At 69.5% G+C, this 14,998-nt stretch carries 11 protein-coding genes; 3 read left to right on the top strand and 8 right to left on the bottom strand.

Annotated features, from left to right (window positions below; all coding sequences use genetic code 11):
- Positions 1 to 14: 14 nt before the first annotated feature.
- The 3 genes from ACTWQR_RS26025 (at position 15) to ACTWQR_RS26015 (ending at position 4,688) form a co-directional block, all read left to right on the top strand.
- Positions 15 to 2,042 carry a calcium-binding protein gene (locus ACTWQR_RS26025; protein ID WP_443229585.1) on the top strand — a complete coding sequence of 676 codons (2,028 nt, stop codon included), beginning with the start codon at positions 15 to 17 and terminating at the stop codon, positions 2,040 to 2,042.
- Positions 2,043 to 2,298: 256 nt separating this feature from the next.
- Positions 2,299 to 3,264 carry an AraC-like ligand-binding domain-containing protein gene (locus tag ACTWQR_RS26020; RefSeq protein WP_443229584.1) on the top strand — a complete coding sequence of 322 codons (966 nt, stop codon included), beginning with the start codon at positions 2,299 to 2,301 and terminating at the stop codon, positions 3,262 to 3,264.
- 203 nt (positions 3,265 to 3,467) lie between these two features.
- Positions 3,468 to 4,688, top strand: coding sequence for an MFS transporter (locus ACTWQR_RS26015; RefSeq protein ID WP_443229583.1), 1,221 nt, complete (start codon positions 3,468 to 3,470; stop codon positions 4,686 to 4,688).
- 26 nt (positions 4,689 to 4,714) lie between these two features.
- Here ACTWQR_RS26015 and ACTWQR_RS26010 read toward each other — a convergent pair whose 3' ends face one another.
- The 8 genes from ACTWQR_RS26010 to ACTWQR_RS25975 all read right to left on the bottom strand — a co-directional run bounded on the left by ACTWQR_RS26010 (position 4,715) and on the right by ACTWQR_RS25975 (position 14,940).
- On the bottom strand, positions 4,715 to 5,521 hold the full coding sequence (locus ACTWQR_RS26010; protein WP_443229582.1) for an ABC transporter permease: 807 nt from the start codon (positions 5,519 to 5,521) through the stop codon (positions 4,715 to 4,717).
- 1 nt (position 5,522) lies between these two features.
- Complete coding sequence (locus tag ACTWQR_RS26005) at positions 5,523 to 6,326, bottom strand: ABC-2 family transporter protein (RefSeq protein ID WP_443229612.1); 804 nt, start codon at positions 6,324 to 6,326, stop codon at positions 5,523 to 5,525.
- Positions 6,327 to 6,328: 2 nt separating this feature from the next.
- A complete protein-coding gene (locus ACTWQR_RS26000; RefSeq protein WP_443229581.1) occupies positions 6,329 to 7,342 on the bottom strand; it encodes an ABC transporter ATP-binding protein in 1,014 nt (337 codons plus the stop codon).
- A gap of 129 nt (positions 7,343 to 7,471) precedes the next feature.
- Positions 7,472 to 10,354: a glycoside hydrolase family 2 TIM barrel-domain containing protein gene (locus ACTWQR_RS25995; RefSeq protein WP_443229580.1), complete on the bottom strand. Its 2,883-nt coding sequence runs from the start codon at positions 10,352 to 10,354 to the stop codon at positions 7,472 to 7,474.
- A 12-nt stretch (positions 10,355 to 10,366) separates the two neighbouring features.
- Positions 10,367 to 11,251: a carbohydrate ABC transporter permease gene (locus ACTWQR_RS25990; protein ID WP_443229611.1), complete on the bottom strand. Its 885-nt coding sequence runs from the start codon at positions 11,249 to 11,251 to the stop codon at positions 10,367 to 10,369.
- Positions 11,252 to 11,259: 8 nt separating this feature from the next.
- Positions 11,260 to 12,222, bottom strand: a complete 963-nt coding sequence (locus tag ACTWQR_RS25985; protein WP_443229579.1) for a carbohydrate ABC transporter permease — start codon at positions 12,220 to 12,222, stop codon at positions 11,260 to 11,262.
- A 20-nt stretch (positions 12,223 to 12,242) separates the two neighbouring features.
- Positions 12,243 to 13,508 carry an ABC transporter substrate-binding protein gene (locus tag ACTWQR_RS25980; RefSeq protein WP_443229578.1) on the bottom strand — a complete coding sequence of 422 codons (1,266 nt, stop codon included), beginning with the start codon at positions 13,506 to 13,508 and terminating at the stop codon, positions 12,243 to 12,245.
- Positions 13,509 to 13,662: 154 nt separating this feature from the next.
- Positions 13,663 to 14,940, bottom strand: a complete 1,278-nt coding sequence (locus ACTWQR_RS25975) for an ROK family protein (protein WP_443229577.1) — start codon at positions 14,938 to 14,940, stop codon at positions 13,663 to 13,665.
- Between the last annotated feature and the right edge of the window lie 58 nt (positions 14,941 to 14,998).

Genomic DNA, 14,998 nt, shown 5'->3' with positions numbered 1-14,998 from the left:
CGGAGCCTTTGCGCATGCCCACCCTTACTTCCCGGCCCCCGGGCCGCCACCGCTCGCTCACGGAACGAGCCGTCATGGCGCTCGCCGCGGGGCTGGCGCTTGTGCTCGCCCTGCCGAACAGCGCCCTGGCCGCACCCGGTGACCTGGACCCTTCCTTCGGCACCGGCGGCAGGGTCTCCATCGATCAGGACTACTTCGCGTACTTCTCGGAAGGCGAAGAGGTAGCCCTTCAGCCCGACGGCCGGATCGTCACGGCCGGAACCGAATGGGGCACCACGTCCCCCACTGACTTCTCCGTGAAGCGACACAACGCCGACGGCACAGTCGACACCTCGTTCGGCACCGGTGGCGAGGTGGTCACCGACTTCGAGGGCGGCGACGACCAGGCGCACTCGGTGGCGCTCCAGCCCGACGGGAAGATCGTCGTGGTCGGCCGGACCGAGAGGCCGGAGGGCGGCTGCTGCTGGTTCACGGTGGCCCGCTACACCGCCGAAGGCAGCCTCGACACCACGTTCGGCGGCGGCGACGGCTGGCTCCGTACCGACTTCGGCTCCGGCGGTGCCGACGACGCCCAGGCGGTCCTGGTGGACAGCGAGGGACGGATCGTCGCCGCGGGCCAGAGCGGCGGACGGTTCGCGGTGGCCCGTTACCTTCCCGGGGACGGCAGTCCTGACCCGAGCTTCGGCGGCGGTGACGGCCGGGTCACCACCACGTTCGAGGGCGGCGCGCTGGGCTACGACATGGCGTTCGGTCCGGACGGCCGCATCGTCGTCGTCGGATACTCCGGCAGCACCTCCTTCGACTTCGCGGTCGCCCGTTACAACACCGACGGCAGTCCCGACACCTCGTTCAGCGGTGACGGCCGGGTCACCACGGACCTGGGCGGCTACAACTGGGGCCGGGCCGTGGTGGTGCAGTCGAGCGGCAAGATCGTCGCTTCCGGATCGACCGGCGACGACTTCACACTGGTGCGCTACAACAGCGACGGCGGCCTCGACGGCGGCTTCGGCACCGGCGGCGTCGTGACCACCGACTTCGGCCCCGGCAGCGCGGTGCGGGAGCTCGCGGTCCAGCCGGACGACCGGATCGTCGCCGGGGGCGCCGCCGGCGGCGACTTCGCATTGGCCCGCTACAACCCAGACGGCTCCCCGGACACCGGCTTCGGCACCGGGGGCAGGACGACCACCGACTTCGGCGCCGAGGGTGCCGCGGTGCTCAGCCTCGCCCTGCAGTCCGACGGCAGGATCGTCGCGTACGGCAGCAGCGGCGACGACCGTGCCCTGGCCCGCTACCTCGGTGGCGCCGGCACCCCGCCGCCCCCGCCCCCGCCGCCGGCCGGCGTGGACCTGGCGGTCGGCAAGACCGGCACCGGCACGGTCAGCATCGGCGACCGCGCCACGTACACCGTGACGGTGACCAACAACAGCACCACCGACTCGGCCACCGGCGTCACCCTCACCGACACGCTCACCGGCCCCGCGGCCTCGGTGATCTCGGCCACCCCCAGCCAGGGCACCTGCACGACCAGTGCCACCGGCGCGACCTGCGCCCTCGGCACCCTCGCCCCCGGAACCGGCACCGTCGTGACGGTCGTCGCCGAGCCCAGGGCCACCGGCACTCTCTCCGACCGGGCCACGGTCACCGCCGCCCAGACCGATCCGAACTCCGGCAACAACAGCGCGACGGCGACCACCACGGTCAACAACGCCCGCGGCTGCACCAGAATCGGCACCAGCGGCAACGACGTCCTCAACGGCGGCTTCGGCAACGACGTGATCTGCGCCCTCAGCGGCGACGACTCCGTCAACGCGAGCTACGGCTACGACACCGTGTACGGCGGCCATGGCAACGACCGCCTCGACGGCGGCTTCCACAACGACACCCTGAACGGCGGCCCCGGCAACGACAACCTGATCGGCAACTCCGGCAGCGACCGGCTCAACACCGTCGACAACGTCTTCGGCAACGACACGGCCAACGGAGGTTCCGGCACGGACTCGTGCACGACGGACGCGGGAGACACGCGGATCAGCTGCCCCTAGCGGAAGTACGGCCACACGGCCGGTGACCGGAGCAGTCGGCTGGAACTGTGGTGAAGGTTCCAGCCGACGTCGCTCCCCCGGAAACACGCTACGGAAGCAACACCCCGCCGAGTCTCCACATCGCGCCCGAACCGTCACCGATTCGCGACGCGGAACCGGGTAACTCCCGTGTACGTCAACGGATATACGGACATGAGACTCGGGCAGACAGACACAAGGCAGGCAGGCAGGCACGAGGCGGGCAGGGAGCGGCTCCATGGACGGTGGCGCCTTACACGTACACCACGCCACCATCGACGAGTTACAGACGGCCGCCTCCACGGTCCTGGCGCCGCTCGCCGTGACCGCCCCGGACGCGCACGCGCAGGCGAACCCCTTCCGGGCCGACATCGACGCGGCGGTGGTGGGGCGCGCGGCGGTGGCGCGGGTCCGGGGATCGGGGCATCTGGTCCAGCGGTCACCCCGCGCGATCTCCTCCTCCGACCCCGACCTGCTGAAGCTGACCCTGCACCGGTCGAAACCCGCCACCGCGGACCAGGAAGGTACCCAATCCCGGGCCCACAGCGGTGACTTCGTGGTCTTCGACATGACCCGCCCGTACCGGCTCGAGGTCGTCGACGGATGCGATGTCATTGCGGTCGGCATCTCGCGCACCGAGCTGGGGCGGCACGCCGACCTCGTCGCCGGCCGGGTGGCCAGGCGGCTGCCCGCCGACACCGGTGCGCCGGCGGTGCTCGCCACGTTCCTGCTGGGCCTCGGCCGTCATCTCGACGAACTGGCGGGACCGGCTCAGGCGCACGTGGGCGACGCCCTGGTGTCCCTGCTGACCGCGGCCTTCACCGAGACCGAACCCGGACGGATGGACACGGCGACCGAACTCGTCGACCGCATCCGCGTCTACGCCCTGGCGAACATCTCCGACCCGTCCCTGTGCGTCGAGTCGGTGGCCGCGGCCCACGGCATCTCGGCCCGTCAGCTGCACCGCCTCTTCCGCCGCACCGGCATCCCCTTCGCGGCCTGGCTGCGCGCCGAACGCCTCGAACGCGTCCGCCGCGACCTCCTGGACCCGGCCCACGACGGCCGTACGACGGCTGCCGTCGCCGCCCGTTGGGGCATCCACGACCCACGCCACCTGGCCCGCGCACTGAAGTCGCAGTACGGCCAGACGGCCCGCGACCTCCGGCAGCACCGGCCCGACGCGGATCGCTCGGGCGGCATTTGACTCCGCGCGCCGCCGGTTTAGGCTGATTGCTTCGGGACCGGGGCGAGGGGGCTGTGTGGCGCGGGGGTTATGTGTCCACGGAACCTGAATCCGCTGCCGGGAGGTCCGCTACCGGTGAGTCTGCTGCCGGTGAATCCGCGGCCGCTGCATCCGCCACCGGTTCGTCCGCTGCCCGTGAGCCGCTGCCGCAGGGCGCGCGTCCGTTGTCGCGGGAGCGGAACTTCGGTGTCTTCTGGGCGGCGCAGACCTTGTCCGTCCTCGGGGATTCCTTCGCCCTGATCGCCCTGCCGCTGCTCGTGCTGCACGCCACCGGGTCCGTCGCGCAAATGGGTCTGCTGACCGCGGTCGGCGGGGCGGCCTCGGTCGTGGCCGGAGTCTTCGCCGGCGTCGTGGTGGACCGGGTGGACCGCAGGAAGCTGCTCATCGGCTGCGACCTCGTCCGCATGGTGTTGTACGCGGTCATTCCGCTGGTCTGGATCTTCGGGCAGCAGATCTGGCTGCTCTACGTGATCCTGCCGCTGTGCGAGGCCGTCGGCATGCTGTTCTCCGTCGCGTACGTCACCGTCGTCCGGAACCTGGTCGGCGCCGAGCGGATCACGGAGGCCAACGGCAGGCTGAACGCGACCGCGGCGGCGGCCGGGGTGGTCGGTCCGGTGTGCGCGGGCCTCGTTGCGGCGTGGTCGGGGCCCGCGGCCGCCGTCGGCGTGGACGCGGCGAGCTTCGGTGTGTCGGCGGTCTGCGTCAGCTTCGTAAGGTTCAAGGGCGGCACACATCCCGGACGGGGAGCCGCCGCGGTCCGCCAGCGGCTGGGGAAGGACCTGCTCGCCGGGGCGTCCTTTCTGATCCGGCACCCGGTGCTGCGTGTCCTGACCGTCCTGCTGTCCTTCTTCAGCTTCCTGACGCTCGGTCTGAACGACCTGCTCATCTACCACCTCAAGCACGACCTCGGCCGGGACGACGGCACGGTCGGCACCGTCTTCGCGGTCGGCGCGCTCGGCACGATCGCCGGAGCCCTTCTCGTGGCCCCGGTGCGCCGCAGACTCGGCTTCGGCCGGACCTGGATCGGCGCCGTGGCCGTCTGTGGATTCGCGCTGGCGGGAGTGGGCTGGGCCGGCAGCGTGCCGGCCGTCGCCGCCTTCGCCGCGGCGTTTCTGGGCTTCACCAGCATGGCGGGTACCTGCTCCATGTCCCTGCGGCAGGAGGTGACTCCCGAGCACCTGCTGGGGCGGGTCACCTCCGCGTTCTGGACCATCCACTACTCGGCGGCCCCGGTCGGCGCGGCCGTTCTCACCTGGGCCGCGCAGCGCCATGGCACGGCCGCGGTCGGCGTGGTCGCCGGTGCGTGCTGCCTGCTCATCGCCGTACTGGCACTGTTCACCCCGGTGCGCCTGGCGCGTCCGGAGAGGTCACCCGGCCCTGCCTGACCTGGGTCCCGATGTCGCCGTCGTGCTCATCCGTTCACCCCGGTGTAGTGCCGCAGACTCCACCGCCACAGCACCCGGGACCCCAGATAGGCGACAGCTCCCAGCAGCGGGGAGACGGCCGCCAGCCAGTACGGCACCCCGGAGTCGCCCCCGTGCCCGGTCAGCACCGCGGCCGGGAAGTACGCGACGAAGGCGAGCGGGAGGCCGAAGGTGAGGAAACCGCCGACCGCCTTCGGCAGCACGTTGAGCGGATAGCTGCCGAACGTGCCGAGCAGCTCCTCCAGCCAGCGGCCCCAGTAGTCGGCGGCCGGGAAGCGCAGCGAGGCACACGCCACCACCGTGAACAGGGAGGCCTCCAGGAGCATCCCGCCGAGCACGCAGACGATGAGGTACGTGATCCGGCCCGCGTTCCAGTCGAGGTCGCTGCGGCTGAGCGCCCCCGCCATCAGACCCGCCGCCACCGTCAGGTCGCCGATCGCGTTCGTGGGGAAGACGCGTAGCTGGAGTTGGCGGTAGACCGGCATCGGGCGGACGAGGTACGTGTCGATCACCCCCTCCTGGATGTGCTGGCCGATCCCGTGTACTCGCCCCAGAAACAGCACGAACAGCCCGTGCGCCAGCATTCGGATCGCCGCGATCAGCAGGACGTCCGCGCTCTGCCAGCCGCCCATCCCGGTGAACCGGGTGAGCAGCACGGTCGCGAACACGATCACCGACACCTGCCAGACCGCACCGATAGCGATCATCATCAGGAACTCGGACCGGTACTCCAGCTGCGCCCTGAAGTTGAGCCGCGTGATGCGCCACGCGACGCGAAAAGCCCGCAACGACATATCAGCCTCCCTGCGAGATCACGCGCCGGGCAGCCCGCCGCCACAGCAGCCGGGTGAGCAGCGCGAGGGCCACCACCCAAGCGGCCTGCAGGGCCAACTGCGGTCCCGCGTCGGACAGTTCGATACGACCCACGTACAGCGACAGCGGCACACTGAGCGTCGCCTGGAACGGCAGGAAGGCGCTCATGGTGATGAACCAGTCGGGGAAGAACCACAGCGGCGCGTACACCCCGGACAGCAGGTTCTGCGCGAAGATCAGGATCAGCATCGCGGCACCGTTGCGGAGCGTCCAGAAGCACAGCTGGTCGATGGCGAGCATCACGTAGTAGAGGACCCACTGGCCGAGCAGCGCGCTCACCGCGAACACCCCTGCCACAGCGGCCGACTCGGGCGGATCCACCACCCCCGCCGCGAGCAGGACCACGTATCCGGCGAGCACCCACACCAGGCCGTACAGCTGCTCGCCGAGGGCCCGGAGCGCGTAGTAGCGCTGGGGCGACATCGGGCGCAGATACCAGTACACGATCGTGCCGAAGTGCATGTGCTGGATCACGCTGTCCCGGCCCGCGAACTGGTCCAACTCCCGTATGCGGGTGGCCAGTACGGCCAGTACGGCGTACGTGACAGCCTGGTCGCGGGAGAGGCCGGCGGTCGTGCCCGTCGCCGCGTACAGGCCGCGCCAGAGCGAGGCCACGAGCACCATCTGCACGGTCAGCCGCAGCAGTGCGGCGGTCATTCGGGGCGGGGTGTGGAGTTCGCCGAGCGGGGTGACGCGAGTGACCCGCCAGGCACGCAGGACGGCCACGGTCACTCGCCCCCCGCCTGGGCGTACGCCGCCCGCATCACGTCCTCCAGGTCGGCCTCGTCCAGGGCGATGTCGGTCACCTCGTACCGCTCGATGACCTGCTTCAGCGCCTGGTGGACGGTGGGAGCCGCGGAGGCGTCCGGCCCGTCCAGCCCCTCCGGACCGAAGACGACCTGCGGGCCCTCCCGCCGCAGCAGCGCGATCCCCGGCAGCGACTCGACGGGCGCGTGCGGATCGGCGAGTGTGGCTCGCACCTGCCAGGTCGAGCCGAACTTCCGGCGGATCTCGTCCAGCGAGCCGTCCAGGACCAGCCGCCCGTGGTTGATCAGGACGACCCGCTCGGCGAGCCGCTCGACCTCCGTCATGTCGTGCGTGGTGAGCAGTACCGTGCGCCCGCGCTCCTCCACCTGGTACCGGAGGAATTCGCGCACCTGCTCCTTGACCACCACGTCCATACCGATGGTCGGCTCGTCGAGGAACACCACCGGCGGATCGTGCAGCAGCGCGGCGGCCAGGTCGGAGCGCACGCGCTGGCCGAGCGAGAGATGCCGTACGCGGGTGTCCCAGAACGAGGACAGGTCGAGGAGCTCGTCGAACTCGCCCAGCCTGGCGCGGTGTTCGGCCTCCGGCACGTCGTAGATGTCGCGCAGGATCGCGAAGGACTCCCGCACCGGCAGGTCCCACCACAGCTGGGTGCGCTGCCCGAACACCGCGCCGATGTTGCGCGCGTTGCGCTCCCGCTCCTCGTACGGGACGACGCCCGCGACCCGTGCCTCGCCGGACGTGGGGGTGAGGATGCCGGTGAGCATCTTGATGGTGGTGGACTTGCCGGCGCCGTTCGGGCCGAGCAGGGCGAGGAGTTCGCCGGGGGAGACGTCGAAGGTGATGTCGGAGACGGCCTCTTTGGCGACCCGCTCCGGATTGACGAGGGACCGCACCGCGCCCAGGAAGCCGGGGCGGCGCACGGTGGTGTGGAAGGTCCGGGACAGGCCGCGGACCTCGATACTGCCGCTCACGTCGGGGACTCCCTTGCAGGGCACGTGAATCGCGGCCGGTCGACGGGAGTCGACCGGCCGCGGAGGACGTCACGACGGTGTCAGAATGTCGATCAATCGGTCAATGGATTAATTGATCAACGAGTTGGACTAATCCGTCGCCGAGAAGACGAACGAGAACTCCGTCGGCTCGGCCCGCAGGAAGTACTGCGGCAGCGTGCCCGGACCGCACGACTGCGAGCCGATGCCGTGCTGGCCGTGGTCGAGGTTGACCCACACGGTGTCGCCGGGCGTCAGATCGGTCAGATGCTCGGCCGCGTCCAGATCCTCGCTCGTCCAGCGGCGGGCGGTGAACCAGAACTCCGGCTCGCCCTCGACACGCAGCGCGGAGAAGTCCTCCCCCCAGCTGATCTCCGCCCAGCGGACGTCGGCACGGGCGCCGTTCTCCTGCGGACGGACGTACGGGGTCTGCAAGTCGTCCACCGTGGACTCCCAACGCCCCAGCATCGAGGCCGAGTTGGTGTCCGGATACGCCTCGCCGGGCCCGCCGCCGTGCCACTTCACCCGGTTGCCGGCGAACAGCCCCAGGCGGATGCCGAGCCGTGGCAGCGGCACGTTCCAGTCGCCCTCGGGGGCCACGGACACGGTCAGCCTCAGCCGTGTCCCGTCGGACGTCCACCGGTAGACCGTGCGCAGGCCCACCTCCGCGGCGGCCGGTGCCACCCGGGTGCGTACGGTGAGGGCGTCGTCGCTCAACTCGACGGCGTCCAGTCGGTGTTGCATCCGATGCAGACCGAGCTTGCGCCACAGCGCTCCGTAGCGGGTGTCCGGCTGCCACTCCGCGCCCTCGTCGTTGTCGGTGGGAGCCCGCCACACGTCGAGTTTCAGATCGATGACGTCGATCCCGTTGATCGTCGCCAGCTCGCCGGTCCGGGCGCCGAAGACGGCGGGCCCGAGCGTGATGCACCCCTGATCGTCGAGGACAGGGCGCTCACTGGCGGCGACGGTCACCAACGGGCGTTCAGAGAAGGGCAGTTGGACCCACGCCACCAGATGCCCTTTCGACCCCCACGCCGTGTCGGCGGCGAGTGCCGCCCGAACTGTCCACCGGCTCTCCGCCTCACGCGTGTCCGCCGGTGGCTCCGGCAGCTTCACCTGCGCCGACTCGCCCGGCGCGAGCGCGGGCACGTTCAGGGCTCCCGCCTCGACCGTCTCGCCGTCGACCTCGTACGACCACTCGAAGGCCAGCGCCGACAGGTCCGCGAAGTCGTAGCCGTTGGTGATCCGGACCGTCCCGTCCGCACCGTCACTCTCGATACGGACCGGCTCGATCACCTTCTTGTACTCGGCGAGCCCCGGCGACGGCGTCCGGTCCGGGAAGATCAGCCCGTCGCAGACGAAGTTCCCGTCGTGCAGCTCCTCACCGAAGTCACCGCCGTACGCGAAGCCGTACCGCTCGTCCTTGATGCCGTGGTCGATCCACTCCCAGATGAAGCCGCCCTGGATCCGGTCGTACGTCTCGAAGATCCGCTGGTAGTCGGCGATGCCACCGGGGCCGTTGCCCATGGCGTGCCCGTACTCGCAGAGAATGAAGGGGAGTTGACGACGCTTCAGGGTGCCGCCGTCGAGGCCCTGGCCGATCCGTTCGGTCTCGGCGTGGTCGGCGTACATGCGGGAGTACATGTCCGTGTCGCGGCAGTCCCAGTCGCCCTCGTAGTGGATGAGCCGCGAGCCGTCCCGGCCGCGGATCCACTCGGCCATGGCGGTGAGCCCACGCCCGGTGCCGGCCTCGTTACCGAGGGACCAGATGACGATCGACGGGTGGTTCTTGTCGCGCTCGACCATGCGGGACGCGCGGTCGAGGAGCGCCGGGGTCCAGCGGTCGTCGTCCACCGGGTTGTCGCGCCAGGCCTGCTCGGTGAAGCCGTGCGTCTCCAGGTCGCACTCGTCGATGACCCACAGCCCGTACTCGTCGCACAGGTCGAGGAAGGCCGGGTGCGGCGGATAGTGGGACGTGCGCACGGCGTTGATGTTGTGCCGCTTCATGAGCAGCACGTCCTGGCGCATGGTCTCCAGGTCCAGGGCGCGGCCACGCTCGGGGTGCCACTCGTGCCGGTTGACGCCCCTGAAGAGGACCGCCTTGCCGTTGACCTTGATCAGGCCGTCCGCCAGCACGACCGTACGGAAGCCGATGCGCAGCGGCACCCGCTCGCCCTCCGTGACCAGCGTCCCGTCGTACAGCCGGGGCGTCTCGGCGGTCCACGGCCGGACCGGCACGGTCACGGACTCGCCGGTCGCGACATCGATGTCCAACTCGGGCACGAGGACCCGGCCGTCGACGTCGGAGTCGACGCGCAGGGTCCCGGTGCCTTCGAGATGGTCGTACGAGGAGTGCACGAAGAAGTCGAGCGCGCTGCCCGCCGGCCGGTGCAGCAGTGTGACGTCCCGGAAGATGCCCGGCAGCCACCACTGGTCCTGGTCCTCCAGGTACGAGCCCGCCGACCACTGGTGAACGCGGACGGCGAGCACGTTCCCCGTCGGCTTCAGCAGATGCCCGACCGCGAACTCGTGCGGCAGCCGGGATCCCTTGAACTCGCCGATGTCCGTGCCGTTGAGCCACACCCGGGCGCAGGACTCGACCCCGTCGAAACGGAGCACGCCCCCACCGTCCGAAGGCCACGACGAAGGCAGGTCGAAGACCCGCAGATGGTCACCCGTCGGGTTCTCCGTCGGCACCCTCGGCGGATCCACCGGGAACGGGTAGAGGTGGTTGGTGTAGATCGGCGAGCCGTGCCCCTGGAGTCCCCAGTGGCCCGGTACCGACACCTCGGCCCAGGACCCGGCGTCGAACCCCTCCGCCGCGAAGGAGTCGTCCTCGGCGTCGGCCGTCGCCGACAGCCGAAAACGCCAACTGCCGTTCAGCGAAAGGGAAGCGGCGTCCGAGGACGCGTACCACGCCCGGGGCGGCAGCGCGCCGCTCCCGGGCGAGACGTCCTCGACGTAGTCGACGGATGTGGTGGTGCGGAAAGACATCGGTCTCCTAGGTCAGCCCTTGATGCCGGTCTGCGCGACCCCCTGCACCAGCCAGCGCTGGAGGAAGAGGAACACGAGCACCAGAGGCAGGATCGAGATGGCCGTGGCCATGAAGATCAGATGGAAGTTGACGGTCTGGTTGGTCATGTACGAGGAGAGCGCGACCTGTACGGTCCACGCCTCCTGATCCTGACCGATGACCAGGGGCCACAGGAAGGCGTTCCAGCCGCTGATGAAGGTGATGGTGGCGATCGCGGCGAAGAAGTTCAGCGAGTTGGGCACCACGATGCGCCAGTACGCACCCCAGTACCCGAGCCCGTCCACGCGCGCCGCCTCCTCCAGCTCCTTGGGGAACCCCAGGAAGTACTGCCGGAACAGGAAGCAGGTGAAACCACTGAAGAGCCCCGGAACGATGAGACCTTGCATACTCGACACCCAGCCGAGCGACGAGACCAGCACGAAGCTCGGTACGAAGGTCACGGCGGCCGGGACCATCAGGGTCACCAGGACCGCGTAGAAGATCTTGTTCGCGTGCTTGTACGGGATCCGGGCGAGGCCGTATCCCGCGAGCGAGCAGACCAGCAGGGTGCCGACGGTGTGCAGGACGCCGACGACCGTCGAGTTCCACAGGGACTGGGCGAACGGGACCGTCGGGTCGTCGAACAGCTCGGTGATGTTGCCCCACTGGATGTCCGTGGGGAAGAACTGCCAGTCCTCGCCGGTGATTTCGGCGTCCGTGGAGAGGGCGTTGCGGATGATCAGGTAGAAGGGGACCAGGAAGAGCAGGGCGCAGATGCCGGTGGCGGTGTAGAGACCGGCGGAGCCGAAGACACCACGCCGGTCGCGCCTGCGCTCGCGCTTCTTCGGAGGTTCGACGTCGGTCTTGCGGGTTTCCATGAGGGTCGTCACTTGGTCTCCTCCCCCCTTCCGAAGCCCATGAACCTGCCCTGGAGCATCGTCACCATGCAGATCAGCAGGGTCAGGATGACCGCGCCCGCGCTGCCGGCGCCGTAGTCCTGGTCGTCGCCCAGGGCGGTGTAGTACAGCTCGACGAGGGGCGGACGGCCCCAGGTCGTCTTGGCGAGCAGGTTGAAGAACTCGTCGAACGCCTGATACGCGGCCACCAGCAGCAGCAGGATCACCGCCGTCGACGTGGCCCTCAGCTGGGGCAGCGTGATGTACCGGAAGGTCTGCCAGCCCGGCTTGGCGCCGTCGATCGCGGCGGCCTCGTAGAGCTCCGGCGGGATGTTCTGCAGGGCCGCCAGGAACAGGATCATGTAGAAGCCGGCCTGGAGCCACAGCCGGACGGTGACGATGACCAGCCAGTACCAGGGCGGGTTGGGGTCGGCCAGCCAGGCGACGTTCTCGATCCCGAACACGTTGAGGATGGTGTTCATCAGACCGAAGCGGACACCGCTGAAGATGGACATCTTCCAGATCAGCGAGGCGGCGACGAAGCTGCACGCCGTCGGCAGGAAGAAGACGGACCGGAAGAACGCCTTCATGAACCGCAGCCGGTGCACCATCAGCGCCAGGCCGAGCGACAGTGCCCAGGTGACCGGCACGATGATCGCGGCGAAGACGGTGAAGGTGACGAGCGACTTGGTGAAGTCGCCGTTCGTCAGCATCAGCTTGTAGTTGTCGAAGCCGACGAACTTGTCGGGCGTGACGGTGTAGCGCGCCTCGAAGAAGCTGAGCCAGGCGCTCCATCCGATGGGGATGTAGACGAAGATCAGCAGACCGATGAGGAACGGGCCCGTGAAGAGCCAGAAGTTGAGCGTGCTGCCCTGCAGGCCCCGCCGCGGCTTGGTCTTGGAGACCTTGGCCGGGGCGGGGCGCGTGGCATCGCGCGTCGTGGTGGTCGACATCTCGATACCTGTCCGTCGGCCTATCCGAAGAGCTTCTTGAGTTCCAGGTTGACCTTCTTGTCCGCGGCGTCGAGGGCCTTCTCCGGGTCCGTGCCCTTGCGGACGGAGTTGGCGATCACTTCCTCGAACGCGGTGATCATCGCCTGGGTCCAGGAGATGTTGTCGAAGCGCCCGTAGTCGGTGAACAGCTTGACGCCCTCAGCGGGCAGGCCCGACTTGAGCTTGGTGGCGGTCTCGGCGATCGAGGTGCGCGGCGGGATGTGGAAGCCGTAGCTGAGCGCCCAGTCCTCCTGGTACTCCTTCTGGTCGATCCAGAGCCACTTCACGTACTCCTTGGCCAGGTCGACGTTCTTGCCCTTGGCGTTGACGAACATGGACCAGCCGCCGTTGTAGACCGCGGGCTTGGCGCCGGGAGCAGCGGAGGGGAAGGGGAATATGCCGAGGTCGTCGCCGAGGGCCTTCTGCATCACGGGCATGGCCCACATGCCGCACCACTGGATGGCGGTCAGACCCTGGACCAGGGCCGACGGGTCCCAGTAGTCGGCGGGGGCGTCCAGGAGCAGGTGGCCGCTGGTGAACATCTTGCGGTACACCTTCAGCGCCGCGGCCACCTCGTCGGTGTGGTAGGCGATCTCGTTCTTGGCGTTGAGCTGGTCGGCGCCGGCGGCCCACACCAGGGCGTAGTTCGTCGACACCATGCTGTTGCCGATGAACAGGCCCTTGACCTTGTCGGTGGTGAGCTTCTCGGCGGCCTCGGCGAGCTCTTCGAGGGTCTGGGGCACCCCCACGCCCGCCTTCTCCAGCACCGACTTGCGGTAGAAGAAGAACTGCGGGTCGTCGATCATCCGGACGCCGTAGACCTTGCCGTCGACCGTGTGCGACTTGATGTCGGCCGGGTTGAAGTCGTCCTTGACCGGGCCGAGGATGTCGTCCAGCGGCGCCACCTGACCGCTCTTGATCAGCTGCAGCTGAGGGTGGAACTCGAAGACGTCCGGCGCGTTGTCGGTGAGCAGCGACGAGAACAGCTTGCTCTCGAAGTTGTTGCCGGTGATCCACTGGGTGGTCACGCGGGCATCGTCGTAGGCCTTCGCGTACTTCTTGATGGCTTCCTGCGTACCGGCCTCCCCGTACGCGTGGAAGTACTGCGTGAGGGCCTTGCCCGAAGAACCCCCGCCCTCACGGCCGGTGTTGCCGCCACACGCGGCCAGCGGGCCGAGGGCGGCGAGCCCTGCGGCGGCTCGCAGTACGGATCGACGGTCCCAGTTGCTGTTGCTCAGTGCCGACATTCTGACGTCCTTGTCTCGAGTACGGCGGTGGCTCAAAACGCTGTGCGGTGCGGGGAAGTTAACCTTCGCCTAAGGCTTCGGCAAGGGGTTGGACAAAGTCGGTTCGAAGCGTTGTGGAGGGTTCGAGATACCGGACATGGCGGGCCCGCGGCCGTCATGAACGTGGTGTTGTACGGCTCCTCGCGGCGGCGGCAGCGGCAGTGGTCGCGCGACGTGCTGCGGCTCTGCCGCCCGCCGGTTTCTGGCTCACCGAGGTGAGAGCTCCCTCCAGCGCGAAGGTCGCCGCGCCGAGGCACACCGGATCGGTGGGAATGGGGGAGAGGACGATCTCCGTGGCGGCCAGCGGTCGTCGCAGCGCGTGCCGGGCCACGGCCTCCCGCACCTCGGCCAGCAGCGGCTCGCCGAGCGCCGCCGCGACCCAGCTGCTGAGTACGATCACTTCAGGGTTGAGGAGGTTCACCAGGTCGGCGATACCGGCGCCGAGGTACCGCGCGGTGTCCCGGACCACCTTGATCGCCACCGGGTCCTGGGCGGCGACTCCACGCGCCAGCGCGTCGATCGTGGCCGTCTGGTCCTCGGGGTGGAGCAGCGGGCTGCGCGGGCTCAACTCCCTGAGGTTCAGCATGATTCCGGGCGCCCCGACATACGTCTCCACACACCCGTGGTTGCCGCAGTGGCACAGCCGGCCGTCGAGAACGAGTGTGGTGTGGCCCCACTCGCCGGCGCTGTTGCTCACGCCTCGGTGCAGCCCGCCGCCAAGGGCGAGCCCGGCACCGACCCCGGTCCCGAGGTTCACCACCACGGCGTCTCCGCGCCCTCGGGCGGCCCCGAACCACAGCTCGGCGACCGCGCAGGCGCGCAGCGGATTGTCGAGGTACAGGGGATACGCGATGTGCTCGGAGAGCAGGTCGAGCAGCGGCACGTCGTGCCAGTCCCAGTTCGGGGCGTACTCCGAGACACCCGCCTCCCGGTCCACCTGGCCGGGCACACTGACGCCCACCCCCAGAACGCGTGCGCCCTCGACCCCGGCCTGCGCGACCACCGAGCCGACGGCCGTGGCGACATGCCCGACGACCTGCTCCGGGCGGATCTCACCGGGGCGCATGTCCTCGGCTGCGCGGGCCAGCATGTTCAGCGCGAGGTCGAACAGCTCGACCCGCACGTACGTCTCCGCGATGTCGACGCCGATCAACGCGCCCCCCGACGCGTTGACGGCCACCAGACCCCGCGGGCGGCCACCCGCGGAGTCCTCGAACCCGACCTCCGTCAACATCCGGAGATCGAGCAGCTCACCGACCAGCGTGGCGACCGTGGCGAGGCTCAGCCCGGTCGCGGCCGCCAGCTCCTGGCGGGAGGTGGGCGACCGGGCGATGATCTGGCGCAGCACCTCGTAGCGGTTTGCGGTGCGGATGTCGCGTGACGTGCGCTTCACCAGAACGTGCCCCCTCGGTCCCTCAGGCCATGGCGAGGCCCGGGGGCCTCGGCGCGGC

This window comes from Streptomyces sp. 2A115, assembly GCF_052245575.1.
GTDB lineage: Bacteria > Actinomycetota > Actinomycetes > Streptomycetales > Streptomycetaceae > Streptomyces.
Note: the sequence above shows the minus strand (reverse complement) of the source record. Positions and strands in the feature narration are given on the sequence as shown.

Bases quoted from the DNA above. Each gene is read 5' to 3' on its own strand.
- ACTWQR_RS26025 (WP_443229585.1), top strand. From the start codon at position 15: ATGCCCACCCTTACTTCCCGGCCCCCGGGCCGCCACCGCTCGCTCACG.
- ACTWQR_RS26020 (WP_443229584.1), top strand. From the start codon at position 2,299: ATGGACGGTGGCGCCTTACACGTACACCACGCCACCATCGACGAGTTA.
- ACTWQR_RS26010 (WP_443229582.1), bottom strand. From the start codon at position 5,521: ATGTCGTTGCGGGCTTTTCGCGTCGCGTGGCGCATCACGCGGCTCAAC.
- ACTWQR_RS25995 (WP_443229580.1), bottom strand. From the start codon at position 10,354: ATGTCTTTCCGCACCACCACATCCGTCGACTACGTCGAGGACGTCTCG.
- ACTWQR_RS25990 (WP_443229611.1), bottom strand. From the start codon at position 11,251: ATGGAAACCCGCAAGACCGACGTCGAACCTCCGAAGAAGCGCGAGCGC.
- ACTWQR_RS25985 (WP_443229579.1), bottom strand. From the start codon at position 12,222: ATGTCGACCACCACGACGCGCGATGCCACGCGCCCCGCCCCGGCCAAG.
- ACTWQR_RS25980 (WP_443229578.1), bottom strand. From the start codon at position 13,508: ATGTCGGCACTGAGCAACAGCAACTGGGACCGTCGATCCGTACTGCGA.